The following is a 25,888-nucleotide window of genomic DNA, read 5'->3' on the forward strand; positions in this document are numbered from 1 at the left end:
GCTGTCGAGCGGTATACCTCAGAGGTACGAGTACGACTCTGAGGTATACCGCTCACAACCGCGTCCGCCGCAGCAGGTCAGGAACTACTCGTCAAGGGCGTGTTTCGGGCGTCAGCGGCGGCGGAGTCGGCACCAGCGGTCATGAGCAGATCTGCCGTTTGTAGATGGTCGCCTCGTAGCGCCCAGTCGAGTGGCGAGTAGCCGGTCCCTCGATCCTCGCGAAGGTTCGGGTCGGCGTCGCGGGCGAGAAGTTCTTGCACGACATCGGTGTATCCCCAGGCCGCGGCAGCGCACAGGGGCGTTCCCTCCTGGCCGTGCCCGCTTTCGGTGTCCGGCGTAGCGCCGGCGGCAAGGAGAAGCCGCACGAGATCGACCGAGCCATGCACGGATGCCTGGTAGAGCGGGGTCGTGCCCTCGCGGTCGGCCGCGTTGGGGTCCGCTCCGACGCGCAGGAGGGCGCTGGCGGCCGCTACGTCTTCGTGGAGCACCGCCTCCATCAGGCGCTTGGCGAGCTTTCTTCGCCGTCGCTTGTTCACGGTCGTCAGGGTAGGCAAGTTGGTTGATGTCGCACCAGACCGCGTGACGCTGCCAGATCAGGGCCGACCGCCAGTTTCCGCGCCTCTCGTCGTACCCCGTTGGTTCTGTCGGGCCGCGCGGCTCGCGGCGCGGCTCAGTTGGCTGGCGCCGTCTGCGGGTTGGCCGCGAGCCACTGCGCGACACGGTCCTCGCGGACGGCCGCGAAGAGCGCCGGGGCCTTCACCTCGTCCAGCCGTACCGCGGACCCGGCCGGGGTCTGGAGGTTGGCGTCGCTGAAGGGGGCCGTGACGAACTGGACGGTCTCGGGTCGGACCCGGCGCACCGCGAGAGCGAGGTCGGCCAGGTCGAGGTCACGGTCGACGACCAGCGACTCGGCCGCCGTGGTGAGCACCCGGTCGAGTCGGGTCGGGTTGGTGAGCAGACTCGTCGCGCTGATCCGCTCCGCGAGGGCACGGACCACCAGCTGCTGGTCGTAGATGCGCCCGAAGTCGCCGCCGGGCACGCCGTGCCGCTGCCGCATCAGGTCGTCGGCCGCCCTGCCGTCCAGGTCGTGGCAGCCGGCGGTCCAGGTGACTTTCGTGTCCGAGGAGGTGACCGCGTACGGGAGGCAGACGTTGATGGTGCCCACCGCGTCCACGAGCTTGCGGACGGCGGCGAAGTTGGCCACCAGTACCCCGTCCAGGGGTAGGCCGGTGAGCTTGGCGACCGTCTCGGCGGCCAGCGCGGCGCCGCCGAAGGCGAACGCGGCGTTGATCTTGTTGAGCCCGCCGGACCACACCGTTCCGGCGGCGGGAACGTCGACGTAGCTGTCCCGGGGAATCGAGACGATGGTGGCCGCGTCCCGGGCGGCGTTGACGTGCACCAGCATGATGGTGTCCGAGCGTTGCCCCGGGTATAACGCCTGATCCGGCTCACCGTCGCGGGAGTCCGACCCGAGCAGCAGCAGGTTGAGGGGTCCCGACTTCCAGCGGCGCTCGTCGCGCGGACCGGTGCCCTGACCGAGGATGTCCTCGCGCTGCACCCGGCTCTCGTACCGGTGCTTCAGACCGAAGCCGACCGTGACGACGCCCGCGCAGAGCACCGCGAAGATCGCGATCAACGCGACCATGGCCTTCTGCCAGCCCGCCATGGCCCGCCATCGGGACGGTGCCGGCGGGCCCATCCTGCCGGGAGATCCGGTCACCATCTTGACCACCTCTGCACCACCTGTCGGGACATCAAATCTGTTGCGGCGCAAGGGATGCCGCCAGACCGTTGCGGCGTCACCCACACCATGGGTATTTAATCACTCTTTAGGGTTTCTATGGCTTTTAATCCTGTTTGCCCGATTCTGGCGATGCCATCCTGACCTTCGAGTTCACGAGGGGGTTGGCCATGTACGGAAGACCTACCAAGGGTCCACACATCGGCGGAGGGCTGGCGGCCACCGGGGTTGCCGTCCAGTCCTGGTTGCTGGTCGGGATCGGCCTGGTCGTGCTCGGCCTGGCGCTGTGGTTCGTCGCCATGCTGGGCCGTGAGCGATGACAGGTTCCTCCACCTGGGGAGCGTGGCTGCGCGCGGCGACAGGCATCCTGTTCGGCGTCGCCGTGGCCGCCGCCACCCTGTGGCGCTGGCACGACATCGCCAGCGGCGAGGCCTGGCTGAACGCCCGCCTGGTCGACGCCGTCGGCCTGGCGCAAACCAGGTCGATCGGCGCGGCGGTCATCTTCCCGCTCGACGAGCGCTGGGTCGGCTTCATGGTCTCCAGTGGATGTTCGGTCGCCATGTTGCTGATACCGCCGATCGTGCTGGCCTCGACGCTCGTCGGGTTCCGGCGCATCTCGATGTTCCGTGGACTGAACGCCCTGGGAATCGCCACGCTGCTGCTGGTCACGGTGAACCAGGTACGACTCGCCGCGGTCGTGGTCTCGATGCAGACCTGGGGCTTTCGGCTCGGCTACGAGCGCAGCCACGTGCTGATCGGATCCGTGATCACGACGGCCGGTCTGATCGCCGTGGCGATCCTGTTCATCGTCCTGGTCAGCCGGACCACGCGCATGCGGGGGGCGGTCGCCGGTGTCCGCTGAGACCCAGACCCTCGCGTTGCTCAACACCGCGGCGTTCCTGCTCTGCGTCAGCTTCTGCGCGTACGTGCTGAGCATCCTGGTCTTCCATTTGAAGACCCGACGTAGCCGGGGCGGCAGCCCGGACGGCTTCGACTGGCACGTCATCGTGCCGTGTCGCAACGAGGCGTCCGTCATCGGCGACACGCTGCGGCGGCTGCTCGGCGACTTCCCAGAGGTGACCGTCTGGTGCGTCGACGACGCCTCCGACGACGGCACGCTCGCCGAACTGGCCGCGTTCGCCGACCAGCCCCGGGTGCACGTCATCCGGCGTCAGCTGCCGGACGCGCGGCAGGGCAAGGGCGCCGCGCTGAACGCCGCCTGGCGGTGTATCGAGCAGTCGCTGCCGGCCGACATCGACCGCAGCCGGGTGATCGTCGGCGTCCTGGACGCGGACAGCCGACTCGACCCGCAAGGGGCCGTCGCCCTGTCCGGCCGACAGTACTTCGGCTCGGACGACGTCGGCGCCGTGCAGGTCGAGGTACGGATGCTCCAGTGCGCACCCCGTCGGTACGCCCCGGCGACCGAGATCAGCCGGTGGGGACGGCTGCTGATCCGGCTACAGGACATGGAGTTCCGGGCGCCGATCGCCGCCATGCAGTCCCTGCGTCGACATACCGGCAGCGTGGCGATGGGCGGCAACGGCCAGTTCACCCGACTGTCGCTGCTCAACGACATCGCCGCCGAGCACGGCACACCGTGGCACGGCGCACTGCTGGAGGACTTCGAGCTGGGCCTGCACATCCTGCTGGCCGGAGGGCGTACCGAGTACTGCGCCGAGAGTTGGGTGGCCCAGGAGGCGTTGACCCGGATCCGGCCGCTCGTACGACAGCGGACCCGCTGGGCCCAGGGGTCGATGCAGTGCGGCCGATATCTGGGCAAGGTGCTGCGCTCCCCCCGAATCCGCAACTCCGCGACGTTGGAGATCGCCCACTTCCTGGCCGCACCGTGGACCCAACTGCTCGGCACGCCTGTCTATCTCGCCTGCCTGCTGGTGATGACCTACTACATCGACCACACGGCCGGTGGACTGAGCGGCTGGTGGAGCAGCGGTGGCTGGGGCGTACCCCCGCTGGTGCTCGTCTTCGGTGTCGGGCCGTTCGCCCTGTGGGGCATCGTCTACCGCGCCCGGTGCGAGCCGCAGTTGTCGGTGGGCAGGGCGTTGCTGCTCGGCGTCTGCCACTGGCTGTACAGCTACGCCCAGTCGCTCGCCGTCTGGCTGGCCTTCGCCCGCATGGTGACCGCCCGCACCGACTGGCAGAAGACCGCCCGGGCCGCCGACCCGAAGCCCGATCCGGCCCCCGTACGGGCCGTGGGCCGGGTGTCCGTGCAGGCGGTCGCGGCGGCGACGTCAGCCGCCGTGGGCACGGCGGCCGTGCCCACCCAGCCACGCCCCCTGCTCCCGGCACGCCGGCCCGGCCGCCGCACGAACGAGCCGCGCTCGATCAGGCCGCCCCGGCACCTGAGCCACCTCGCGCACCTCACCACCCCCACCACAGACCGCCCCACAACCGCCCACGTCAGAAAGTAGTCATCTATGCCACGAGTCAGATCCGGTCTCGCCCGTACCGCTGCGGTGCTGGCCGGTGGCCTCGCCATGGCCGTCCTGGCGGCCTCCCCGGCGATGGCCGACACCTCCCAGTCGTCGGCGTCCGCGCTGCAGATCAGCCTGCTCGGCGGAGGCTTCGCGAGCTCCGGCACCGCGTCGGCCACCAACGACGGCACCACCGAGTCGATCTCCGGTAACCAGAGTCCCCCGCTGGCCGTGCTCGGCGGTCAGACCGTCATCACCGCCGGCGTGCTGGCCCAGAACGTCCGGGCCTTCAACGATGGCACCTCGGCGGCCTGCGCCGGCGTGCTCGGCGTGGGCGGCACCGTGACCATCGGTGCCGGCGGGTCGTGCCTCGTCACGCCCGGCGCCGCGGTGAACCTCAACCTCGGCACCAACGGTCTCGCCACGATCGCGCTGGTGGCCGACGCCATCTACTCGTCGTGCACCGCCACCAGCAGCCCGTCGGCGACCGGCACGACGACACTAGTCAACGCCCGGATCACCTCGACCCTCCTGGGCATCGAGACGACCCTGCTCAACCTGCCGGCCAACCCGTTGCCGAACACCGGGCTGAGCGTGCCAGGGCTGATCGACCTCACGCTCAACAACCAGACCAGCTCGGGCGTGGGTCAGCTCACCGTCACCGCGCTGAACCTGACGGCGCTCGGCGGAGCGCTCGCGGGCGTGACCATCGGCACGTCGAGCTGCGGGGCCAACGCGGTCGCACCGCCCATCCCGGTGATCCCGCTCGCCGGGGCACCGCTCGCACTCGGTATCGGCGCGCTCGCGGCCGGCACCACCGGCGGGTTCTCGCTCTACCGGCGTCGCCGCGCGGCGGCCAGGAGCTGACCCACCATGTGTGCGAACAGGTCGACACGAGAGGTTCTGATCCTCGCCGGCACCAGGCCGGAGGGAGTGAAGACCGCGCCTCTGATCCGCCGTCTCCTCGACGATCCGAGGTTCACGGTGCGGGTGGCGGACACCGGTCAACAGCCGGGACGCGTCACCGAGGCACTCACCCCGTTCGGTCTCCGCCCGGAGGTGAGCCTGCGACCGCAGCGTCGCACCGGCTCGCTTGCGGAGTTGGCGGCGGCGCTCATCACGGGGATCGACGACCTGTTCGCACACCACCGCCCAGCGGCGGTCGTGGTGCAGGGGGACACCACGACCGCCCTGGCCGGCGGGACGGCCGCGTTCTGGCGACGCATCCCGGTCGTCCACCTGGAAGCCGGCCTGCGGACCAACAACCTGGACCGGCCGTTCCCGGAGGAGGCCAACCGGGCGATGCTCGCCCGGATCGCCGCGCTGCACCTGGCGCCCACGCCAGAGGCCAGGGCGAACCTCCTGGACGAGGGCATCCATGCCGACGCGATCACGGTGACCGGCAACACGGTCGTGGACGCGCTCGAGGACCTCGTCGACCGCGGCCTGGCCCAGCCACCGCCCTGGGTCGACCCGACCCGCAAGCTGGTGGTGGCCACCGCCCACCGTCGGGAGAACTGGGGCCAGGGGGTGGCGGCCACGATGGACGGGCTTCGCCGCCTGGCACGGCGGTGCCCGGAGGTCCAGGTCGTGATGGTCTCCCACCCGAATCCGCGCCTGAGCGCGGAGGTCGGTGCGGGCCTCGCGGGCGTCGCCAACGCGCGGGTCACCCCACCGCTGGCCTACCCACAGATGATCGGGCTGCTGCGCAGCGCCGACCTGGTCGTCACGGACTCCGGCGGACTTCAGGAGGAAGCTGCCACCCTGGGGGTGCCGCTGCTGGTCACCAGGGACACCACCGAACGTCCGGAGGCACTCGCGGCAGGTCGGGGTGAGTTGGTCGGCACCGATCCGGAACTGCTCCTGTCGGCCGGGCTCCGACACCTCGCTCTGGGTCGCGTACCGGCGGTCGGCTCGCCGTTCGGCGACGGGCGGGCGGCCGAGCGTTGCGTCACCGCCATGGTACGGCTCCTGGACGCACCGGCTCGACCGGTCACACAGTCGCGCAGGGCGGTCGCCACGGTGATCTGACGGATCAGCGAAACGGACAATCCTCTAAAATTCGGGACAAATCTCCTTCGTCGCCTGATAATTGGTCCATCGATCGGCAGCGTTTCCGGTCGGAGTCCCCGACACATCAGCGACCAGAGGGAGTCGTCAGGTGCAGGCGGTTTTGAACGGGCAACAGTCCCTGACCCTGCAGGGCAGATTCTCGGCCCAGCACAACGCCTTTGGCGTACTCCGACTGGCGATGGCCTGTGGCGTGATCATCGCGCACGCCGGGCCGCTCGGCTTCGGCAGGGCGAACATCGGGGCGGCGACGTTCGGCCGGCAGAGCGACCTCGGCACCCTGTGCCTGTACGGATTCTTCCTGATCTCCGGCTTCCTCATCACCGACAGCGCGTTGCGCTCCACACTCCGGCAGTACGTCCGCGCCCGCGCGCTGCGCGTCTTCCCGGGACTGTGGGTCTGCCTGCTGGTCACCGCGTTCGTCTTCGCCCCGCTGGCCGCGCTCTACGAGAACGGCAACCTCGACGGGTTCTGGGGGCACCCGGAGGGCCCGCTCGACTACGTCCTGACCAATATCGCCGCCTCGATGGAGCAGTTCCCCATCTCCGGGCTTCTGGCCGACACCCCGTACGGGCAGATCGCCGGCGGGCCGAGCGCGTTCGACGGATCACTGTGGACACTCCGGTACGACCTGGCGCTCTACGCCGTCGTCGCCGTCCTCATGGTGACCTCGGTGCTGCACCGTGCTCCCCGCGCGGTGCTCGTGCTGACCGGCGGTTGCTACGCGCTGATCCTGGCGGACTTCTTCGCGGCGCCCGGCTGGAGCTCCCGGCCGCCCCAGCACGGCGCGGTCGGGCCGTTCCCGCTGATCGGGGCCTTCGCCGCCGACTGGACGTTGATGCTCGGTTTCCTGTTCCTGCTGGGCGCCGCCGCCCGCCTGTACGCGCACCGGGTTCCGATGAACTCGACATTGGCCGTGCTGGCCGCCGTCACGCTGGTCGGCTCGTTGTGGCTGGGCGGATTCTTCGCAGTCGGTCTTCCGGCATTCGCCTACCTGGTGCTGTTCGCAGCGGTCGCGCTGCCGAAGCGGTGGTCCCGCGTCAGCCGCCGGCACGACTACACATACGGCATCTACATCTACGGCTTCCCGGTACAGCAGATGATCGCCCTGCTCGGCGGTAACCGGTTCGGGATCCTCGGTTACATCGTGCTGAGCCTGCTCGGCAGCCTCCTGTTCGCCGCCCTCTCCTGGCACCTGGTGGAGCGCCCGGCGCTCGGGTTCAAGACCGGCAGCGGTCGCGCACGGCACCGGGTCGCCAAGCAGGTCGCCCGGCAACGCCCGCAGCGGGTCGCCGGCACGGCCGGCGCCACCAGCGCCGTGGCGCGTCCGTCGACCGGCCGGCACCAGGCGGGTGGCCGGCACGGCCGCTCGACGCAACAGACCCCAAAGGCAAGGCCCGCGCTGCGCCGTCCCACCCGGCCCGGTACGACGGACCTGACGTTCCTGGTCCCACCGGTCAAGGCCACGACGGTGCCCCTGCCAAACCCGGCGAGCCTGCCCGGCACCTCCGCACCCACGCCGCCCGAGCAGAGCGCCACGGTGACGTCGACCCCGTGACGTCGCCGGTGGGCCCTGGCCCTTCTCACGAGGTACGGCCGGACCGGTACTGAACGGACCGAGGGCCGGAGCCGCACGTCGGCTCCGGCCCTCGCTGCCACGTCCGGGCTACGAAGCCGGGTACTGCGCGAGGTAGACCGGCACGCCGACCTTCGTCATGTCGGCCGCGTCGCCGACACCGTTGACGACGTGGTCGATCGTGCCGGCGCTGAGGTTGACGGTCATGATGTGGTGCAGCCGCACACCCGGCCGGTTCGGCACCTCGAACCCGTTCTCGGTGTGGATCGACGGGTTGTTCTGGTTGAACACGTACACCCCACCGCCGTAGAGATCGTGGTGGCGTACCCGGTCGCCGACCTTGTAGCCGGCGTAGCCCTCGACCGGGCCGTTCATCCAGTCGGCCTGCGTCGGCGGGTCGTACGGCAGCTCGTTCTGGTAGAGGACCGTGGTGCCGTGCTCGCCGTTCCAGACGGTGTTGTAGCGCTGGAAGTGCTCGACGAAGAGGCCGGTGGCGGTCACGTTGTCGCCGTTGATGACCGCGCCGTACCGACCGGTGTTGGTGCGCCAGCGGTCGGTGTCACCGTTGACGCCCTCGGTGAAGCCCTCGACGCCGTGGTCGCCGCGCCACACCCAGGTGTGGTCGATGAGCACGTTGTCGCTGTTGACCTCCAGGGCGGTGTTCGTCCGGCCGATGTGCGGGCCGCCGACCCGGAAGTACACGTCGGACAGCGTGGTGGGGTTGGCCGCGCTGCTGGCGTCGTTGCCGTGCTGCCGGCCCACCCGCAGCAGCACCGGCGACTCGACCGTACCGGCGTCGATCGTGACGCCCGCGACGATGACACCGGGGACGTTCGCGACGTCCAGCGGGACGGCGCCGTTCACGGCGGTGAGGGTGGCGTGGCCGATGCCGAGCACCACCGTGTTGGCCCGCCGGATCTCGATGCTGCGGGCGATGTCGTAGACGCCGGGGGTGAGCAGCAGGTGCTTGCCGCGCGCGAGCTGCGCGTTGATCACGCGGACCGGGTCGGACGGCTTCGCGATGAAGAAGTCGTCGATGCCGATGGTCCGTCCGGGGGTCATGCCGTTCGCCCACGAGACGCCCCGGCTGTCGCGCTGCGCGGCCGGCACCCGCACGTTGTAGTGGCCCTTGGCGTCCACGAACAGGTAGGGCTTCTCCCGGCTCACCGGGGTCGTGTCGAGGGTGGTGTACGGCGGGTCGGGGAAGGTCGCGTCGTCCGGGGCGCCCTCGACGCCCGCGAACACCTGGTTCCACACCGCGTTGGACCACCCGGCGACCTCGCTGTTGCGGGTGAGCCACTGCTGCTGGGAGCCGTTGGTGGTGGCGGGCAGCCGGGAGTCGGCGATGAAGCCGCCGCTGGCGTACTGCGGGCCGGCCGTGCAGTAGTCCATCAGGGACAGCCCGCCGCCGGTGATGTTGAGCCGGCGCATCGAGACCGCCTGGGACACCGCCCAGAAGTTCGCCGTCGAGCGGCAGCCGTCCTGGCCGGCGGCGTTGACGGTGAGCGAGAGGTTCGACAGGGTGCGCCAGAAGTTGACAAGGGCGAGGCAGTTGCCGGTGCCGCCGTCGGCGAGGCAACGGTTGTAGACCTCGATCTTGCCGTTGACGGCGACGTCGGTGGGGGACGCGCCGAGGCCGGCGACCTCGGTGTAGTAGCCGACCTTCGCCTGCAACGGCTGCTCGGCCGTGCCGTAGTTGCCCGGCTTGAAGAGGTACGCGTGCCGCTCGGTGCCCATCTCGTTGTCGACCTGTCGGGCGTGCGCGGCGTCGAGGGTCTGCTGGATCTCCCCGACCGGCGTGGACGGGTCGAAGATGGTCACGTTCGGCCCGAAATCGGGTGCGCTGTGCGTCGGGCGGCCGGCGCTGGCCGCGGTGCCGCTCACGCTGACGGCGGCGGTCACCAGCAGGGCAAGGGTGAAGGTACGTCGGGACGGGCTCGTCATGTGGTTCGTCCTATCGACTGGGCGGACCATGGGCGCACTCGACGGTGAGAGCGCTCTCTGACCCCGTTTCTACCCGCTCGACGCCCCGTACGCCATCGCCCCGGTCGACGATGTCCACGGTGGAGGCGAGAATGGACCGGAACGCGGGGAGGCGCCCATGCGGATCGACTCGTTGCCCGAGGTGGACGAACACGCCATCGTGATCGCGGCCGAACCGCACGACATCTGGCCGCACCTACTGCACGTGGTGCAGGAGACGTTCGACGGGACCGCCGTGAGCGCGTACGCCCGCCTGGTGCGCGCCGCCGACCCCGTCGCGTCCGGGCCACGGCCCCTCGCCGAGGGCTCGACCCTCCCCGGCTTCCACGTGGCCACCGCGCACCCCGCCCGGGAGCTGACGCTGCGGGGCAGCCACCGGTTCTCGACGTACGCGCTGAGTTTCCACGTCGAACCGGTCGAGCCGGGACGGACCCGCCTGCGGGCAAAGACCCGAGCGGTCTTCCCCGGCCTGGCCGGCGGCCTCTACGGGCAACTGCTGCTGCGCTCCGGCGGCCACGTGCTCGGCGTACGCCGGATGCTGACCAGAGTCCGCCGCCGCGCCACCTCCTAGTGCCGCGTGCCGCGTGCCGCGTTCAGTCTCGTCACAACTTCAGGGATGTTGCTGCCTGAGACGCGCCGGAGGCAGCACCATCCCCGAAGCTGCTGCCTGGGGGCCGAAGGCCCGGTGCTACCTGGGGGCCGAAGGCCCGGTGCTACCTGGGGGCCGAAGGCCCGGTGCTACCTGGGGGCCGGAGGCCCGGTGCTACCTGGGGGCCGGAGGCCCGGTGCTACCTGGGGGCCGGAGGCCCGGTGCTACCTGGGGGCCGGAGGCCCGGTGCTGCCTGGGGCCGGAGGCCCGGTGCCGCCCGGTCCGGAGGCTCGGTGGGAGGTCAGGCCAGGGTCAGGGGGCGCAGGCCCAGGTGGTCCAGGGCGCGGCGCTCGTCGGCGGTGGCGGGCGCGCGTCCGGTCGCCTTGCGTAGGAGGGTGATCGGGTCTCCGGTGGCGTCGACCGCGACCCGCCACTGCGGGCCGAAGAGTAGAAGCAGCAGGTGTTCGATGGCGGCCGGGGTGAGCCACGGCTCCCGGGGTACCGCGTCGGCGACGTCGAGGCCGTGCAGGACCACCTCGACGAGGCGGGTCGTCAGGAATTCCGACAGCAGCATCGGGTCGCCGTGCCGGGTCCGGACCACCCGGTCGGCTGGCTCCCCGCGGCACACCTCGACCACGGTCCGCCCAGTGTCCGCGAGATCCCGCACCAGCGTGACCGCGTCCGGGTCGGCCGCGCGGCGCTGCGCCGTCCGTACCCGCTCGTCGTTCGTGTCGTCGCTGAACCGCCCGTCCGCGCGGTAGTAGCCCGCCGCGGTGGTCACCGCCCGCTCGGGAGCGGGCGCGGCCACCATGTCCGGGACCCGCGAGAGTACGACGATGACGTGCCCCACCACGTCGCGTACCCGCCACGGATCGCAGCGCGTCGGCCGCTCCCACCCCAACGCCGGCACCCGAGCCAGCGCACCGGCAAACGCGTCGATCTCGCCACCCATCACCGACAGAACAGCCCCGTTCACGCCCCCCATCCTGCCCCGCCCACCCACCTCCCCGCGATCTTGCACTTTCTGTCGGCGTTGTGCGGCTTTCACGCCTTATGCCGCCACAGAAAGTGCAAGATCGCGGGGAGGAACGGGGGACGGGGCGGGGGTGGGGTCGTCGAGGAACTCGTCGATCATCGGGGCCAGCCAGTCGGCGCGGTGCGGGATCGTCGTGTGGGTGGTGCCCGGCAGGATGGCCAGGCGGCACGACGGCAGGCCGGTCAGGTCGCCGGCTACCGCGCCGCCGAGCAGCCGGAACATCCGTACCGCGTGTTCGGGCTGGACGATGTCGGCGTCGGCCAACACGAGCATGGTGGGTACGGACAGGGCCGCGATCTGCTCGGGCGTCCAGCGGGGCAGGTTCGCGTCCAGCACCTTCATCTTGGTGACCAGGTTGGCCCAGCCGGCCGGGTCCGGGGCGGTCCGCAGGTACTCGTCGTGGAACTCCGACCCGTGCAGGTGCTCCGGTCGCAGGTCCTGGATGCCGTCGAGCAGCCCGGGGTGCAGGCCCGCGTCGTCGAAGCTCACCGAGGCGAGCACCAGCCGCCCCACCCGGTCGGCGTGGTCGGTGCCGAGGCGCAGCGCCACCGCCGCGCCCATGCTCCACCCGTACACGTCGGCCCGGGCGACACCGAGGCGGTCGAGCAGCTCGACCACGTCGACGGCGAAGTGCTCGACGGTCAGTGGACGGTCGACGTCCGGGGTGTGGCCGTGCGCCTGCAACTCCACGGCGATCACCCGCCGGGACCGGGCGAGGAGCGGCAGGATCGTGCCGAACGAGGTGCCGATGCCGGAGAGCGCGCCGTGGATGAGCAGCAGTGGCCGACCCTCGCCGGCGCCGTGGATCTCGTGGTAGATGTCCATGCCCACACGGTGCGCCGGCCCGCTTACGGTCCGCTTCAGGTCGGCTTACCGGCGTTCGGGACCGTGCCGAACCCTTCGGTCCGACCGGGGACGTCGATACCGGCCTAAGATGACCGCCGTGCAGTTCGGGGTGCTCGGGCCGCTCGCCGTCACCACGGACGCCGGCGAGCCGGTGGTGGTGCCCGGCGCCAAGGTCCGCGTCCTCCTGGCCGACCTGCTCACCAACCGCAACCAGGTGGTCTCCGCCGACCGGCTCATCGACGACCTGTGGGGTGACGACTCCCCCGCCAACCCCACCGGGGCGCTCCAGGTGCGGGTGTCGCAGCTGCGCAAGGCGCTCAACGACGCCGAGCCGGGTGCCCGAAACCTGGTCGAGTCCCGCGCTCCCGGCTACCTGTTGCGGGCCGGGACGGTCGACGCCGACCGGTTCGCCGAACTGGCCCGGCACACCGACGTCGGCCGGCTGACCGAGGCCCTGGCGCTGTGGCGGGGCGACGCGTACGCCGACGTGGCCGACGCCGAGTTCGTCCGCGCCGAGGCGACCCGCCTCGCCGAGCAGCGTCTCGCCGTGCACGAGCGGCTGGCCGAGGCGCGGGTGGCCCGGGGCGAGCACGACCTGGCCGCCGCCGACCTGGCCGAGCTGGTGGCCCGCAATCCCCTGCACGAGGGGCTGCGGGCGGTGCAGCTCCGCGCGCTGTACGCGGCCGGTCGCCAGTCCGAGGCGCTGGACAGCTACACCGACCTGCGGGACCGGCTCGCCGACGAGCTGGGCCTCGACCCGAGCCCCGAACTGGTCGCCCTGCACCGCCGCATCCTCGAACAGGACGCCGGTCTGAGCGCGCCGCCGAAGGCCGCGATCATCCGCAACAGCCTGCCGGCGCAGCTCGACGAACTGGTCGGCCGGGCCGAGGCCTTGACCGAGCTGCGCGCCCTGCTGCCCGGGCAGCGCCTGGTCACACTGGTCGGGCCGGGTGGTGTCGGCAAGACCCGGCTGGCCACCGAGGCCGCCCGCACCCAGTCTCCGCCGGACGGCGTCCTGCTGGTCGAGCTGGCGCCGCTGCCGGCGGGCGACCCGGGCGTCGCCGAGCAGGTGCTCGGCGCGCTCGACGTTCGCGAGGCCGCCGGTGCCAGCCTGTCCCCCACCGACCGGCTCGTCACGGCACTGCGGCAACGGCACCTGCTGCTGGTCCTGGACAACTGCGAACACGTCGTCGAGCCGGTCGCCACGCTGGTCGCCCGGCTGCTGCGCGACGCGCCCGGGGTGCACGTGCTCGCCACCAGCCGGGAACCCCTCGGCCTGACCGGCGAACTGCTCTGGGACGTACCCCCGTTGTCGGTGCCGCCGTCGGACGGTGACCCGGACGCGGTCCGGCGCTCGGCGGCGGCCCGGTTGTTCGCCGCCCGCGCCGCCGCCCAGCAGCGCGGTTTCCGCCTCGACGAGCGCACCGCGCCGGCCGTCGCCCAGCTCTGCCGTCGCCTGGACGGTCTGCCGCTGGCCCTGGAGCTGGCCGCCACCCGGGTCCGCGCCCTGGGCGTGCAGGGCGTGGTGGAGCGCCTCGACGACCGGTTCCGGCTGCTCAGCACCCCGCAACGCGACGTGCCGCCGCGCCAGCGGACCCTGACCGCGGTGATCGGCTGGAGTTGGGACCTGCTCGACGAGGCCGACCGGCAGGTGCTCGCCCGGCTCGCGGTGTTCCGCGACGGCTGCACGCCGAAGGCCGCCGAACTGGTCTGCCGCACCGACCTGGACGCCCTCGCCCGGCTGGTGGACCGATCGCTGGTGGTGTTGGACGACTCTCCCGACGGGCCGCGCTACCGGCTGCTCGAATCGGTCGCCGCGTTCTGCCTGGACCGCCTCGACGACGCCGACGAGGTCCGCACGCGGCACGCCGGCTACTACACCGAGCTGGCCGAGCGCGCCGACCCGGAGTTGCGCGGGCCCGAGCAGCGGCGGTGGCTGGCGCTGCTGGACGCCGAGACGGCGAACCTGCGCGCGGCGCTGGCGCACGGGGGCGGGTTGCGACTGGCGGTGGCGCTGAGCTGGTACTGGTATCTGCGCGGCCGGCTCACCGAGGCGGGTCGAGCCCTGGCCGTCACCGGCGACCCGGAACAGGAGCGGAGAGCAGCCCCCTGGCGGGTCGGGTTCGCGCTGCTGCGGGGCGCGGCGGTCGCGCCGGCCGACGTCCGGGCGGCGGTCGCCGGCGACCCGGGCGGCCGGGGCGCGTGGTTCGCGGCGAACGCGCTGATCGAGCACAGTGACCTGGCCCTGGCCATGGAGCTGATGCCGGCGGACGTCGACCCGTGGACCGAGGCGGCCGTGCTCGCCGCGCAGGCCAAGATCGCGCACGTAGCGGGTGACCAGGCGACCCTGGAGCGTACGGCGACCCGCAGCGCGGCGCTCTTCGCCGAGATTGGCGACCGGTGGGGCCGGCTCCAGGCCACCGAGTGGGTGGGTGGGCTCGCCGAGATGCGCGGCGACCACGTACGCGCCGCCGCCCTGCACACCGAGGGGCTGCGCTGGGCCGAGGAGTTGCGGCTGTGGCCGCAGGTGTGCACCGAACTGTCCTGGCTGGCCTGGCTGGCGGTGCAGACCCGGGACTATTCGCAGGCCCGGGAGCTGGCCGAACGCGCGTACCACCTGGCGGTGCAGCAGGACGCCCCGGGCGCGCTGGTCTTCGCGGAGCTGAGCCTCGGGTTGGCGGCCCGCCGCGATGGCAAGCTCGACCTGGCCGTCACCCACCTCGGCAACCTCGCCGAGCGGGGACGCGCGGAGGCCCAGCCCGCGCTGTACCTGCCGCCGGTCCTGGTCGAGCTGGGGCACGCGATCGAGCAGGGTGGCGACCCGGACGCCGCGCTGGCCCTGCACGTCGAGGCGTTCGAGGCCGCCGAGGCGATGGCCGCGCCCCGGGACGCGATCTTCGCGCTGGAGGGGATGGCATCGGCGGTACGCGTGCCGGAGGTCGCGGCCCGGCTGCTCGGCGCGGCGACGGCCGCCCGGCTGGCCACTCGGTCGCCGTGCGCGCCGGCCGAACGCGACGAGGTCGACCGGGTGACCCGGCGACTGCGGGCCGCCCTCGGGCCGGACCGCTTCGACGCGCTCCTCGCCGAGGGCACGAAGCTGAGCCCGGGCGAGGCCCGGGCCCAGCTCTGAGGCGACCGTCGGCGACGGCCCCGGCGACGGTCAGGCGGCGCTCTTCGGCCGGTACGTCGCGACGATCACGCCGCTCTTGTGCACCCGGGTGTCGAGCAGGTCGAACGATGCCGTGAAGTCGTTCAGCGGCGTCGTCACGCTGGACGCGCCCTGCAACACCGGGTGGATCCAGAAGCGGACCTCGTCCACCAGGCCCGCGTCGACGAGCTGGGCGGTGACCGAGCCGAAGCCGTACTGGATGATGTTCTTGCCGTCCTGGGCCTTGAGCTTGCGGACCGCCTCGACCAGGTCTCCCTGGAGCACCTCCGTGTTGTTCCAGGTGGGGTCGGTGAGGGTGGTCGAGGCGACGTACTTCTTGACGTTGTTGAAGTAGGCCGCGCCGGTCGTCGGGTCGCTCTCGTCCTGCTGCGGCCAGGCGACGGACATACCGTCGTAGGTGGCCCGGCCCATCAGCATCGCGTCGGCGGCGTCGGTCAGCTCGCCGGCGAGGCCCATGGCCTCCTCGTCGAAGTACGGCGCGGTCCACATCGGGTTCTCGATGACGCCGTCGAGGGTGATGTAGGTCGAGTTGACGAGCTTGCGCATCGGTATCTCCTGGGTGTCGGTCGTGTTCTCCGGTGACACCCAGGACACTGCCGGGCCCCGCTTACGATTCGCTTCAGGTGCCCTTGCCAGGGTCCGAAAGCGGGTCCGGAAGCGGGTCGACCAGCGGGTCGACCAGCGGGATCGGCAGCGCCTGCGTGGCCGCCGTGCCGCCGCCGGCCGAGTGCTCCGGCGCGGGCCGGTCGTCGACGCGGCTGTGCAGGCGTCCACGCCCGGCCGGCCCGGAGCGTCGGGTGACCTCGACGGTCACCATCGCCACCGGTGGTGGTGGGGCGGTGAACCGGCCGACGCCCCAGCGCACCCAGATGGGGATCCGCCCGGCGTCCGCCTCCGCGGTCAGCTTCTGGACCGTTCGGGCCCGGTCGGTGTGGTCGACCTCCAGAACCACCGGCGGCCCGTCCGGGCGGGCGCAGGCCACGTCGAGGACCGAGTGTCGCTGCTGCATCGGCGGCGGCAACGGCAGCACGCTGGGCGCCCGCCGATAGACCCGCCAGCCCTGCGCCCTGGCCCACCGCACCACAGCGTCGATCACCAGCGCCGTGACCTCGTCCGTGTCCAGGTCGACGAAGGTCAGCTCGGCGAGGGACCGGCCCAGGTCGGCGGCCAGCCGCTCACCCTGCGCCGTGACGTCCACCGGCGCAGGATAACGCCTCAGCCGAGGGTGATCACCGTCGTGGCGAGGTGCCGGGTCAGCCAGGCGGTGGTGGCCGTACGCGCCGCCTCGGCGTTGTCGCGGGCCAGGAAGTCGTGCCCCTCACCGGCGAGCACGAGGTGCCCGTGCGGCACGTCCCGGGCGGCGAGCGCCTGCGCCACCTGCGCCGACTCCCCGGCCGGCACGTTGGTGTCGTTCGCGCCGTGGATGAGCATCACCGGCACGTCGAGCTGGTCGATGCGGGTCATCGGCGACAGGTCGCGCAGCAGCTCCGCGTCGCGCACCGGGTCGCCGTACTTGCTGACGGCGGCGGCGGCGATCCACGGCTCGGTGCCGGCGTAGAAGGTGCGGAAGTCGGAGATGCCGCACTCGGCCACGCCGGCGGCGAACAGGCCGGGAAAGTTCACCAGCACCGCGAGTACGAGATAGCCGCCGTAGGAGCGGCCCAGGCAACCGAGGTGGCCCGGAATCGCGACACCGCTGTCGACGAGGTGCTCGGCGCACGCCGCCACATCGGCGATGGCCCCGTACCGGCCGGCGAGGTTGTCGGCGGTGACGAAGGAGCGGCCGAAGCCGGACGAGCCGCGCACGTTCGGCGCGAACACCGCGATGCCCTGCGCGACGAGGGCCTGGAACAGCGGGTTGTAGCCGGGGCGTTCCTGCGCCTCGGGACCACCGTGCAGGCTGATCGCCGTCGGCCAGGGGCCCGGGCCGGCCGGGCGGTACAGCCAACCGGACAGCGGCAACCCGTCGTGGGCACGCAGGTCGACCAGCTGCGGCGCGACACCCGGGCCACCCGTACGCGCGGCGTCGGTGTCCGGCCGCAGCGGGCGCGGGTCGCCGGTCGCCGGGTCGACCAGCCACACCTCACGGGGCTGCACCGGCCCCTGCGCGGTGAGGCAGAGCAGGTCACCGCCGTCGGCGAAGACCGCGTCGCTGAGCACCTCGCCGGGGGCGGTCACCGCCCGTTGGATGCCGCTGGTCAGGTCGAACAGGCTCAACTCGCTGCGCCCGCCGTAGGTGTTCCACAGCAGCGCGGCCCGCTCCCGCCGGGTGTCGAGCGCGACGTGCTCCAGCTCCGCGTCCGGCCGCGCCGCGACGCGCGTCGGGGTCAGCGCCGGTCGCGCGAGGTCGACGCGCACGAGCGCCGCCAGCTCCGAGAACGCGTCGGTACGCGCCAGCACGCTCGTCCCGTCGGGGCCGAACCAGCCCTGATCGGTGCTGCCCCGGCCGGTGTCCGGCAGCAGGCGTACCCGGTCGCCGGTGGTCACGTCGAGCAGTTCCAGCCAGCGGGCGTTACGGGGGCCACGCCGCAGCAGGGCGGACCCGCCGTCGTCGGTGACGTCCAGGAGGATGAGCAGGTCGTCCTCGGCGAGCACCCGCCGCTGCCCGGTCTCGGCGTCGACGAGTACGGCGGCGCTCCGTTCGGCGCTCTCGGTGACCGCCATCAGCGCGCCACCGGGCAGCCACCGGGACAGGCTCGCGCTGCGGCGGCCGAAGCCGGCGACCTGGCGGAGTCCCGTACCGTCCGGGCGCAGCACCCACAGCTCGGTGCGGGGCGCGCCGCCGGGCGCGACGACGCAGGCCAGCCACTGCCCGTCCGCGGACCAGCTCACCGAGAGGACCGGCTCGTCGCCGCCGGGCAGCGCGACGGCCTCGACGGCGTCCACGTCCCGGACCCAGACGGCCGGGGTGCCCGCCCGGTCGGACACGTACGCCACCCGCCGGCCGTCCGGCGCCGGCGCGGGCGCGAAGTCCTCGCCGGGAGGCGGGGTCACCGCCGGCCGGTGCCGCGCGGGGCGGGTCCGGCGCGGTACCTCGGTCCGTACGCTCATCTAAACCCCGATCCGCTGCAACCAGAGCTCGAGCAGCCCGAGCTGCCAGAGCGCGTTGGAACCCAACGTGGTCCGCTGGGCGTTCGGCGTGTCCAGCAACTCCTCCAGGTAGTCCTTGCGGAACAGACCACGCTCGCGCGCCGGGCGCGCGGTCAGCGCGTCCCGGACGTCGTCCAGCAGCGGACCGGAGAGGTGCCGGATCGCCGGCACCGGGAAGTAGCCCTTGGGCCGGTCGATCACCTCGTCGGGGACGATGCCCCGGCTCGCGGCCTTCAGCACGCCCTTGCCGCCCAGGGCCAGCTTGAGCGCCGGTGGGCAGGCGGCGGCCAACTCGACGACCTCGTGGTCGAGGAACGGCACGCGGGCCTCCAACCCCCACGCCATCGTCATGTTGTCGACCCGCTTGACCGGGTCGTCGACAAGCATCACCAGGCTGTCCTGGCGCAGCGCCGCGTCGAGCGCGGTGTCCGCGCCCGGCGCGCCGAAGTGCGCGGTGACGAACTCCAGGCTCGCGTCGTGGTCGAGCATCCACTCGGGCGCCAGGTGGCCGGCCAGCGCGTCGTGGCGACGATCGAAGAACACCCGGGCGTACGCCTCGACGGCGTCCTCGCGGGCGACGTTGGCCATCGGCGGATACCAGTCGTAGCCGGCGAAGATCTCGTCCGCGCCCTGGCCCGACTGGACCACGGTGATCCGCTTCGAGACCTCCTCGGAGAGCAGGTGGAACGCCACGCAGTCGTGGCTGACCATCGGCTCGCTCATCGCCGCGATGGCGTCGTGCACGGCCGGCACGAAACGGGCGGCGTCGATGCGGATCTGCTGGTGGTCGGTGTCGAAGTGGCGGGCGATCAGGTCGGAGTAGTGGAACTCGTCGCCGGTCTCCCCCGCCGCCGCCTCGAAGCCGATGCTGAAGGTGGCCAGCCCGGTCTGGCCCTGTTCGGCGAGCAGGGCCACGATCAGGCTGGAGTCGAGGCCCCCGGAGAGCAGCACTCCGACCGGCACGTCGGCGACCATGCGCCGCCGTACGGCGGTCCGCAGCGCCGCCATGATCCGTTCCTGCCACTCCTCGGCGGACATGGCCGGCGCGGCGGCGCGGTTGAACTCGGGCCGCCAGTAGACGGTGTCGGTGCTGCGGCCGTCGGCGGTGATCACCCGCACGGTGGCGGGCGGGAGTTTGCGGACGCCGGCCAGGATGGTGCGCGGCGGCGGCACCACCGAGTGGAAGCTCATGTAGTGGTGCAGCGCCACCGGGTCCAGGGCGGTGTCCACGTCACCGGCGGCGAGCAGCGCCGGCAGCGTCGACGCGAAGCGGATGCGGCCCGGCGTCTCGGCCAGGTAGAGGGGTTTGATGCCGAGCCGGTCGCGGGCCAGCACGAGAGTGTGCGTGGCCAACTCGACGAGGGCGAACGCGAACATCCCGAACAGGCGCTCGACGCACGCCGTCCCCCACCGGTGGTACGCCTTGAGGATCACCTCGGTGTCCGACGTGGACCGGAAGGAGTAGCCGGCGGCGGTCAGCTCGTCGCGCAGCTCCTGGTAGTTGTAGATGCAGCCGTTGAAGACCAGGGCGAGGCCCAGCTCAGGATCGACCATCGGCTGGGCGCCGGTGTCGGACAGGTCGATGATGCGCAGCCGGCGGTGCACCAGCGCCGCCGGGCCGTGCTGCCACCGCCCCTCACCGTCCGGGCCGCGGGAGGACAGGACGGGGAGCATCCGCTCCAGGGCCGCCAGGTCCGGTGACGCCCCGTCGAGGCGGAACTCGCCTCCGATACCGCACATGGCACACACCTCTCATCGGCTCGGTCCGCTCGGGCCGCTGACCGGTCCAGGCTTGGTGGACCCGGTTGCGTCCCGATGACATCCGCATCAAGCGTGGGTTACACCGAGGGCTCTCCGGCTCCGCCGAGCAGCCAGGTGTCCTTCGACCCACCTCCCCGCGACGAGTTGACGATCATGCTGCCGGCCGGCGCGACCCGGGTCAGGGCCACCGGCGCCACCTCCGCAGTCTCGCCGAGGAACACGAAGGCCCGCAGGTCAACGTGGCGAGGCGCGAGAGCCGTACCGTCGAAGGCCGGGTGGGTGGTGAGCGTGACCATCTCCTGGGCGATCCACCGGTGTGGGGCGGCGAGGATCTGCTCCCGGACGGCGTCCAGCTCCTCCGCGTCGGCGCGCGGGCCGATCACCACGCGGTCGCCGCCGTACCCGTCGACCGGCTTGAGCACCAGCTCGCCGAGCCGGCCCAGCACCTCGGCGCGCTGCTCGGGCACCCCGCACAGGTACGTCGGCACGTCGCCGAGCAGCGCCTTCTCCCCGAGGTAGTACTCGATCAGCCGGGGCACGTACGCGTACAGCGCCTTGTCGTCCCCGACGCCGTTGCCGAGCGCGTTGGCCAGCGTGAGCCGCCCGGCGTGCACCGCCGCGAGCAGCGGCCAGCCCAGCGGCACCCCGTCCGCGCCCGGGGCGTGCAGCAGGGCCTCCTCGTCCATCCGCAGGTAGATCACGTCCACCGGGCTGCGGTGGCCCTCCGTGACCATGTGCACCCGGCCGTCCTGGACCAGCAGGTCACCGCTCTCGGTCAGCGGCACACCCATCTCGTCGGCGAGCAGCCGGTGCTCGAACCAGGCCGGGTCACCCGGACCGCTGCTGAGCACCACCACGGCGGGGTCGTCGGCGGCGGCCGGCGCGGCGGCGACCAGCGCCCGGCGCAGCATCGCCGGCGTCTCGTCGGCGGGCAGCAGGTCGTCGGGCACCGGCAGCTCGGGCAGCACCGCCTGGGTGAGCCGGCGGTTCTGCACGGCATAACCGATGCCCGAGGGCACCCGCAGGTTGTCCTCCAGCACGTACCAGCCGCCGTCGGGGTCGCGCACGAGATCGGTTCCGGACACCTGGGCGCGCGTGCCGTGTCGGCCCATGAGCGCGCCGGTCGGGCGCAGCCCCGGTGAGGATTCGACCACCCAGGCCGGTACGACACCGTCGGCCACCACGGCCCGGTCGGCGTAGACGTCGCGCAGGAACGCGTCGAGCGCGCGGGCGCGCTGTACCAGGCCGGCCCGCAGCGTCCGCCAGTCGTCGGCCGGCACCACCCGGGGCACCAGGTCCACCGGGAAGAGGCGGGTGCTGGCCTCGCCGGCCACGCTGAAGGTCACGCCCCGGGCGCGTTGCTCCTCGTCCCGGTCGTGCTCGCGTTGACGCAGGCCGGCGGCACCGAGGGTGCGCAGGGCGGCGAGCAGCGGGCGGTACATGGGCGCCGGCCCCGCCGGACCGAAGACCTCGTCGCCGGCATCGGCGTACGTGGGCAGCGCGGGCGGTGTCGACGAGCCGGGCAGGGTCGGGCGCACCCGACCCCGGGTCTCGTCGAGCAGCAGGTCGACCACGTCGGCGAGGCGGCCCCGTCGCTCGTACGCCCGTCGCTGTCGGGCGGCGGAGCTGCCCCGCTCCAGCGCGTACCGGGTCAGCTCGCTGATCTGTTCCCAGTCGCCGGTCGCCTCCAACTGGGGGCGCAGATCGGTCACGAGGCGACGGACCGCCTCGGCGGCCGGCACCGGCCGGGCCGAGCGGGGCAGGTCGAGCAGGTCACCTTCGAGGCCGGAGCGGGCGGCCCGCCACACGGCGGCGCGCAGCACCGGCGGCCGGACGGCGGTGCGCTCGACACCGGCGCGCAGGGCGGCGACCTCCCGCCGCACGAGCGCCCGGAACAGGCCGGTGAGCAGGACGATCGTCTCGACGTCGGCGTTGGCGTCGGTGATGCGCAGCTCGACGGTGGGCACGTGCGCCGACGGCCGGACGTCGAAGTAGATCATGGCGGGGTCGGTGATGGTCTCGGACGAGATCAGCTCGGCGACCAGGGCCTCGTGGTCGGCCGCGCTGGTCACCTCGCCCGGGTCGCCGGCCGTGGGCCAGCGCTGCCAGACCAGCGAGCGGACGCTGGCGTAGCCGCTGTCCTGGCCCATCCAGTACGGCGAGCTGGTGGAGAGGGCGAGCAGCACCGGCAGCCACGGCTGGACGCGGCGGGTGACGGCCACCGCCAGGTCCCGGTCGGAGACGCCCACGTGCACCTGCGCGCCACAGATCAACTGCTCGCGGGCGAGCAACTGGTACTCGTCGACCATCCGCCGGTACCGCGAGGTGGGGGTGACGCTCGGGTCGCCGTCGGCGCGCAGCGGCACCGTACCGGCCGCCACGATGCCCAGCCCGGCCCGGTCGGCGACCTGGATCGCCGACTGCCGCAGCCGGGTCAGCTCGGCGCGGATCTCGTCCAGGGTGCGACAGACGGCGGTGTTGGTCTCCACCACGCTGCGGTGCAGTTCGGCGGTGAACGACGTGGCCGGTAGCCGGTCGAGCAGTTCGCCGGCCCGGGGCACCAGCTCCCGGGTGTGCAGGTCGACGACGTGGAACTCCTCCTCCACGCCGAGGGTGGCGAGGTCCGCCGGGTCGTCGTGCCCCGGTGGGGCCGGAGCCGGACGGGACGCGGGCACGGCCCGTCCGTTGCCGGACCGGCCCACCGGCCCGTCGAACGTCGCCGCGTTCGTGGTGTTGTCGACCATGGTCACCCCGGTTCGCGTGTCGGTGGTCTCGACTGTCCGACGAGCGTTCCCAGGCTTGGTACCGAGGGTGTTTCCGGCACGTTAAGGTGACGCGCCGTTCCGCCGGCAGGGGGTTCGACTACGCGAATGGCCGCTGATCCTCTTCGGACACCGGGCCGCAAGCCTCAGGCGCGGGCGTATTCGATGGCGGTGGCGACCCCGTCGGCCATGCCGCCGCCGAGTTCCCGTTCGGTGAGCCACAGTCCCAGATCGAGCCCGGCCGTAAGCGCACCCGCCGTGACACGGTCTCCGTCGTCGACGACGCGCTCGTCGAGGACTGTCACGTCGTAGCCGCGCAGTTCGTCGTACGCGTTGCGGTTGGTGGTCGCCCGGCGGCCGGTCAGCAGGCCGGCGGCCGCGAGCAGCAGCGCGCCGGTGCACACCGACGCCATCCACCGCGTCGACGGCGCGAGCGCGGACAGCCTCGCCGGAAGCTCACCGCGCTGCGCCTGCGCCCAGGCACCCTCGGCGGCCCGGTTGAGCCACCCGCCGCCGGGGACGATGACGCCGTCGGCCGGCCCCAGCACGTCCGGGACCCGGAGCTCGACCCCACGCATGCTGGTGACCGGGCCGGGCCGCTCGACGGCGACCAGTCGCACGTCCAACCCGGCGACCGAGAGCACCTCGAAAGGACCGAAGACGTCCAGTTCGTCGAAGCCGTCGAATACCACGATGTCAATTCGCACCCGGTCAGGATCACTCGTTGACCAGGGGCTGACGAGTGGCATCCTTGCCATCATGCGTAAGAGTTCCGCCACGCATCGGGTCGCCGTTCTCGCTCTCCCCCGGGTCGTGGCCTTCGACCTGACCATTGCGACGCACGTTTTCGGCCACGAGGGTCACGGCCGGTACGCGACGACGGTGTGTTCGCTGGACGACGGCCAGGTCGTCACCACCACCGCGGGCCTGAACCTGACGGTCGCGGCGACGCTCGACGCTCTCGGCGACGCCGACACGGTGATCGTGCCCGGGTTCCGTCGCGGCCCGGCACCGGCGCGCGCTCTCCAGGCGCTGCGACTGGCACACCGTCGCGGGGCGCGCATCGCGTCGATCTGCACCGGCGCGTTCGCGCTGGCTCAGGCCGGCCTGCTCGACGGCCGCCGCGCGACGACCCACTGGGTGCACGCCGAGGCGCTCGCCGGCGAACACCCCGAGGTGCTCGTGGACGCCAACGCCCTCTACGTCGACGAGGGCCAGGTGCTCACCAGCGCCGGACTCGCCGCGGGTCTCGACATGTGCCTCTACCTCGTCGGCCGCGACCATGGGCAGGCGGTCGCCATCGAGCGGGCCCGTCACATGGTCACCCCGCTGCACCGAGCGGGCGGCCAGGCGCAGTTCATCCCGGTCGGGGCGACGGGTGAGGGCGACGAACTGGCCGACGTCACCGCCTGGGCGAGCAGCAACCTGCGGCAGCCGATCACCGTCGCGGACCTCGCGCGACAGGCGGTGATGTCCACCCGCACCCTGCACCGGGCGTTCCAGAGCAAGTTCGGCATGGGGCCACGAGCCTGGCTGATCCAGCAACGGCTGCGCGCAGCCTGCACCCTGCTCGAAGTCGGCGGGATCAGCGTCGACGAGATCGCTCGGCGCACCGGGCTGGGCACCGCCACCAACCTCCGTGCGCATTTCCAGCGGGCCTTCGCCACCACCCCTACCGCGTACCGGCGAGCCTTCACATCCTGAACTGACGCTCCGGGGTTGGCTCTGGTGACCTGTAGGAACGCGTGGTGCGGGACAGTCGGCCGGTGGCCAGCGCGGCGAGCAGCTCGCCGCCTTGCGGACCGAAACGACGTCCTCGGCGCGGGCGGCGATGAGTTGCGGACTACTCTGCGGTTTCCTGGCTCAGCTGGCTCAGGACGGAAGGTCCCCACCCGGTCGGGTCGTCGCCCGGCGGCACCATCGCCAGTGCCTGCCAGAGCACAAGGATGTTCAACCAACCCGCCTCGGCCGGGGTCAGCGGATGCTCGGACTGGTAGCTGGTAAGGAATTCCGCGCGAACCTCGGCCGACACCGGCCCCCAGTTGTGGTAGCGGGTGCCGAGCAGGACCGCCGCGCGGGCCAGCTCGACGATTCGGTGATCATGCTGGGCCTCCTCGAAGTCGAGGATCGCAGCGACCTCGCCGTGGGCCCACAGGATGTTGGCGGAGCGGATATCGAAATGGACGAGTTGGCGGGGAAGCCGGTCGGGCGGCGCGCTGACGACCAGCCCGCGCAGCGTGTCACAAGCGGCCGTCGGCAGATGGTCCGCGTGGAAGTCCAGCCAGTCGGTGACCCGGGCCGTCAACGGCTTGAACGGAACGGCGGAGGCGAAAACCTGATCAGCGTCCGGGTATGCGGCCAGCGCGTCCTGCAGTTGGGCGAGTATGACTCCGGCCGCCCGCACCTGGTTGAGATCCGTGGTGTCGAGGAGGTCGCCCACGACCTCGCGCTGCAGGCCCATCGAGACACGGTCAACCTCGACCTGGAGGAGGCCTTCTCGTGCGGGAACCGGCGCCGAAACCGGCATTCCTCGACCGTGGAGCCAGTCCGTGAGACGCGCCGTCTCCATCAAACGCGGGAATCGCTCGAGCAATACCGACCATTTCGCGAGCAGTCGGCCGGACGGCACACCGACCCAAGCTATCGCGTTGCCCCCGCTCATGACTATTCGCTCGCAGGAGTCGATGCGAATGCCCCAGTGCTCCTTCAGCATTGCGGCGACCCAGCGGCCGGCCGACTCTGCATCACCGAAGCCGAACCGTTCGTCGAGCGCGTGGCGAGGGTCGTGCGGCTCCCACAGCATCTCCAACATCGGCGCCTGCGATTCGATCAT

Annotated in this window: 21 protein-coding genes; 9 read left to right on the forward strand and 12 right to left on the reverse strand. The window is 72.1% G+C overall.

What is annotated here, in order from left to right:
• Positions 1-77: 77 nt before the first annotated feature.
• Both ACIA3K_RS02595 and ACIA3K_RS02600 read right to left on the reverse strand, forming a co-directional pair.
• The gene (locus tag ACIA3K_RS02595) at positions 78-536 is read right to left on the reverse strand and encodes an ankyrin repeat domain-containing protein (RefSeq protein WP_396798675.1); all 459 of its coding nucleotides are present in this window, start codon (positions 534-536) and stop codon (positions 78-80) included.
• Positions 537-670: 134 nt separating this feature from the next.
• Complete coding sequence (locus tag ACIA3K_RS02600; protein ID WP_396798677.1) at positions 671-1,723, reverse strand: LCP family protein; 1,053 nt, start codon at positions 1,721-1,723, stop codon at positions 671-673.
• Positions 1,724-1,911: 188 nt separating this feature from the next.
• Between ACIA3K_RS02600 and ACIA3K_RS02605 the strand changes: the two genes are divergently transcribed.
• The 6 genes from ACIA3K_RS02605 (at position 1,912) to ACIA3K_RS02630 (ending at position 7,801) form a co-directional block, all read left to right on the forward strand.
• On the forward strand, positions 1,912-2,061 hold the full coding sequence (locus tag ACIA3K_RS02605) for a peptidase (protein WP_396798679.1): 150 nt from the start codon (positions 1,912-1,914) through the stop codon (positions 2,059-2,061).
• Entirely contained in the window at positions 2,058-2,603 is a 546-nt protein-coding gene (locus tag ACIA3K_RS02610) for a hypothetical protein (protein WP_396798681.1), read from the forward strand. The genes ACIA3K_RS02605 and ACIA3K_RS02610 overlap by 4 nt, the downstream gene beginning before the upstream one ends.
• Positions 2,593-4,170 carry a glycosyltransferase family 2 protein gene (locus ACIA3K_RS02615; RefSeq protein WP_396798682.1) on the forward strand — a complete coding sequence of 526 codons (1,578 nt, stop codon included), beginning with the start codon at positions 2,593-2,595 and terminating at the stop codon, positions 4,168-4,170. Before ACIA3K_RS02610 ends, ACIA3K_RS02615 begins: the two co-directional genes overlap by 11 nt.
• Before the next feature lie 6 nt (positions 4,171-4,176).
• The gene (locus ACIA3K_RS02620; protein WP_396798683.1) at positions 4,177-5,040 is read left to right on the forward strand and encodes a choice-of-anchor P family protein; all 864 of its coding nucleotides are present in this window, start codon (positions 4,177-4,179) and stop codon (positions 5,038-5,040) included.
• Positions 5,041-5,046: 6 nt separating this feature from the next.
• Complete coding sequence (gene wecB / locus ACIA3K_RS02625) at positions 5,047-6,204, forward strand: non-hydrolyzing UDP-N-acetylglucosamine 2-epimerase (protein WP_396798685.1); 1,158 nt, start codon at positions 5,047-5,049, stop codon at positions 6,202-6,204.
• A gap of 130 nt (positions 6,205-6,334) precedes the next feature.
• On the forward strand, positions 6,335-7,801 hold the full coding sequence (locus ACIA3K_RS02630) for an acyltransferase family protein (RefSeq protein WP_396798687.1): 1,467 nt from the start codon (positions 6,335-6,337) through the stop codon (positions 7,799-7,801).
• 108 nt (positions 7,802-7,909) lie between these two features.
• Here ACIA3K_RS02630 and ACIA3K_RS02635 read toward each other — a convergent pair whose 3' ends face one another.
• Complete coding sequence (locus ACIA3K_RS02635) at positions 7,910-9,763, reverse strand: adenylyl cyclase (RefSeq protein WP_396798689.1); 1,854 nt, start codon at positions 9,761-9,763, stop codon at positions 7,910-7,912.
• A 157-nt stretch (positions 9,764-9,920) separates the two neighbouring features.
• On the opposite strand from ACIA3K_RS02635, the gene ACIA3K_RS02640 reads away from it, so the two are divergent.
• Positions 9,921-10,373 (forward strand): hypothetical protein, encoded by a 453-nt coding sequence (locus tag ACIA3K_RS02640; protein ID WP_396798691.1) that lies wholly within the window; start codon positions 9,921-9,923, stop codon positions 10,371-10,373.
• Positions 10,374-10,692: 319 nt separating this feature from the next.
• Here ACIA3K_RS02640 and ACIA3K_RS02645 read toward each other — a convergent pair whose 3' ends face one another.
• Positions 10,693-11,367 carry a maleylpyruvate isomerase N-terminal domain-containing protein gene (locus tag ACIA3K_RS02645; protein ID WP_396798692.1) on the reverse strand — a complete coding sequence of 225 codons (675 nt, stop codon included), beginning with the start codon at positions 11,365-11,367 and terminating at the stop codon, positions 10,693-10,695.
• Between the two features lie 75 nt (positions 11,368-11,442).
• On the reverse strand, positions 11,443-12,252 hold the full coding sequence (locus ACIA3K_RS02650) for an alpha/beta fold hydrolase (protein ID WP_396798693.1): 810 nt from the start codon (positions 12,250-12,252) through the stop codon (positions 11,443-11,445).
• 109 nt (positions 12,253-12,361) lie between these two features.
• On the opposite strand from ACIA3K_RS02650, the gene ACIA3K_RS02655 reads away from it, so the two are divergent.
• Positions 12,362-15,403, forward strand: a complete 3,042-nt coding sequence (locus ACIA3K_RS02655) for a BTAD domain-containing putative transcriptional regulator (protein WP_396798695.1) — start codon at positions 12,362-12,364, stop codon at positions 15,401-15,403.
• A 30-nt stretch (positions 15,404-15,433) separates the two neighbouring features.
• Here ACIA3K_RS02655 and ACIA3K_RS02660 read toward each other — a convergent pair whose 3' ends face one another.
• The 6 genes from ACIA3K_RS02660 to ACIA3K_RS02685 form a co-directional block, all read right to left on the reverse strand.
• Positions 15,434-15,988, reverse strand: coding sequence for a dihydrofolate reductase family protein (locus tag ACIA3K_RS02660; protein ID WP_396798696.1), 555 nt, complete (start codon positions 15,986-15,988; stop codon positions 15,434-15,436).
• A 73-nt stretch (positions 15,989-16,061) separates the two neighbouring features.
• On the reverse strand, positions 16,062-16,640 hold the full coding sequence (locus ACIA3K_RS02665; protein WP_396798697.1) for a hypothetical protein: 579 nt from the start codon (positions 16,638-16,640) through the stop codon (positions 16,062-16,064).
• A 17-nt stretch (positions 16,641-16,657) separates the two neighbouring features.
• A complete protein-coding gene (locus ACIA3K_RS02670) occupies positions 16,658-18,493 on the reverse strand; it encodes a S9 family peptidase (RefSeq protein WP_396798699.1) in 1,836 nt (611 codons plus the stop codon).
• Positions 18,494-20,272 (reverse strand): N-acetylglutaminylglutamine amidotransferase, encoded by a 1,779-nt coding sequence (locus ACIA3K_RS02675; protein ID WP_396798700.1) that lies wholly within the window; start codon positions 20,270-20,272, stop codon positions 18,494-18,496. It lies immediately after the preceding gene.
• A 98-nt stretch (positions 20,273-20,370) separates the two neighbouring features.
• Positions 20,371-23,037, reverse strand: a complete 2,667-nt coding sequence (locus ACIA3K_RS02680) for a glutamate--cysteine ligase (protein WP_396798814.1) — start codon at positions 23,035-23,037, stop codon at positions 20,371-20,373.
• A gap of 164 nt (positions 23,038-23,201) precedes the next feature.
• Positions 23,202-23,762, reverse strand: coding sequence for a DJ-1/PfpI family protein (locus ACIA3K_RS02685; protein ID WP_396798702.1), 561 nt, complete (start codon positions 23,760-23,762; stop codon positions 23,202-23,204).
• 52 nt (positions 23,763-23,814) lie between these two features.
• On the opposite strand from ACIA3K_RS02685, the gene ACIA3K_RS02690 reads away from it, so the two are divergent.
• Positions 23,815-24,759 carry a GlxA family transcriptional regulator gene (locus ACIA3K_RS02690; protein WP_396798704.1) on the forward strand — a complete coding sequence of 315 codons (945 nt, stop codon included), beginning with the start codon at positions 23,815-23,817 and terminating at the stop codon, positions 24,757-24,759.
• 139 nt (positions 24,760-24,898) lie between these two features.
• Here ACIA3K_RS02690 and ACIA3K_RS02695 read toward each other — a convergent pair whose 3' ends face one another.
• Entirely contained in the window at positions 24,899-25,888 is a 990-nt protein-coding gene (locus tag ACIA3K_RS02695) for a phosphotransferase (protein WP_396798705.1), read from the reverse strand.

It is taken from the genome of Micromonospora sp. NPDC051543 (assembly GCF_044454415.1).
Taxonomy (GTDB): Bacteria; Actinomycetota; Actinomycetes; order Mycobacteriales; family Micromonosporaceae; genus Micromonospora.

What these genes read in the sequence shown, in the direction of transcription:
- ACIA3K_RS02675 (WP_396798700.1), bottom strand. Translation starts at nt 20,272, where the DNA reads ATGTGCGGTATCGGAGGCGAGTTCCGCCTCGACGGGGCGTCACCGGAC.
- ACIA3K_RS02650 (WP_396798693.1), bottom strand. Translation starts at nt 12,252, where the DNA reads ATGGACATCTACCACGAGATCCACGGCGCCGGCGAGGGTCGGCCACTG.
- ACIA3K_RS02660 (WP_396798696.1), bottom strand. Translation starts at nt 15,988, where the DNA reads ATGCGCAAGCTCGTCAACTCGACCTACATCACCCTCGACGGCGTCATC.
- ACIA3K_RS02690 (WP_396798704.1), top strand. Translation starts at nt 23,815, where the DNA reads ATGCGTAAGAGTTCCGCCACGCATCGGGTCGCCGTTCTCGCTCTCCCC.
- ACIA3K_RS02655 (WP_396798695.1), top strand. Translation starts at nt 12,362, where the DNA reads ATGACCGCCGTGCAGTTCGGGGTGCTCGGGCCGCTCGCCGTCACCACG.
- ACIA3K_RS02610 (WP_396798681.1), top strand. Translation starts at nt 2,058, where the DNA reads ATGACAGGTTCCTCCACCTGGGGAGCGTGGCTGCGCGCGGCGACAGGC.
- ACIA3K_RS02680 (WP_396798814.1), bottom strand. Translation starts at nt 23,037, where the DNA reads ATGGTCGACAACACCACGAACGCGGCGACGTTCGACGGGCCGGTGGGC.
- ACIA3K_RS02600 (WP_396798677.1), bottom strand. Translation starts at nt 1,723, where the DNA reads ATGGTGACCGGATCTCCCGGCAGGATGGGCCCGCCGGCACCGTCCCGA.
- ACIA3K_RS02605 (WP_396798679.1), top strand. Translation starts at nt 1,912, where the DNA reads ATGTACGGAAGACCTACCAAGGGTCCACACATCGGCGGAGGGCTGGCG.
- ACIA3K_RS02670 (WP_396798699.1), bottom strand. Translation starts at nt 18,493, where the DNA reads ATGAGCGTACGGACCGAGGTACCGCGCCGGACCCGCCCCGCGCGGCAC.
- ACIA3K_RS02640 (WP_396798691.1), top strand. Translation starts at nt 9,921, where the DNA reads ATGCGGATCGACTCGTTGCCCGAGGTGGACGAACACGCCATCGTGATC.
- ACIA3K_RS02695 (WP_396798705.1), bottom strand. Translation starts at nt 25,888, where the DNA reads ATGATCGAATCGCAGGCGCCGATGTTGGAGATGCTGTGGGAGCCGCAC.
- ACIA3K_RS02620 (WP_396798683.1), top strand. Translation starts at nt 4,177, where the DNA reads ATGCCACGAGTCAGATCCGGTCTCGCCCGTACCGCTGCGGTGCTGGCC.
- ACIA3K_RS02635 (WP_396798689.1), bottom strand. Translation starts at nt 9,763, where the DNA reads ATGACGAGCCCGTCCCGACGTACCTTCACCCTTGCCCTGCTGGTGACC.
- wecB (WP_396798685.1), top strand. Translation starts at nt 5,047, where the DNA reads ATGTGTGCGAACAGGTCGACACGAGAGGTTCTGATCCTCGCCGGCACC.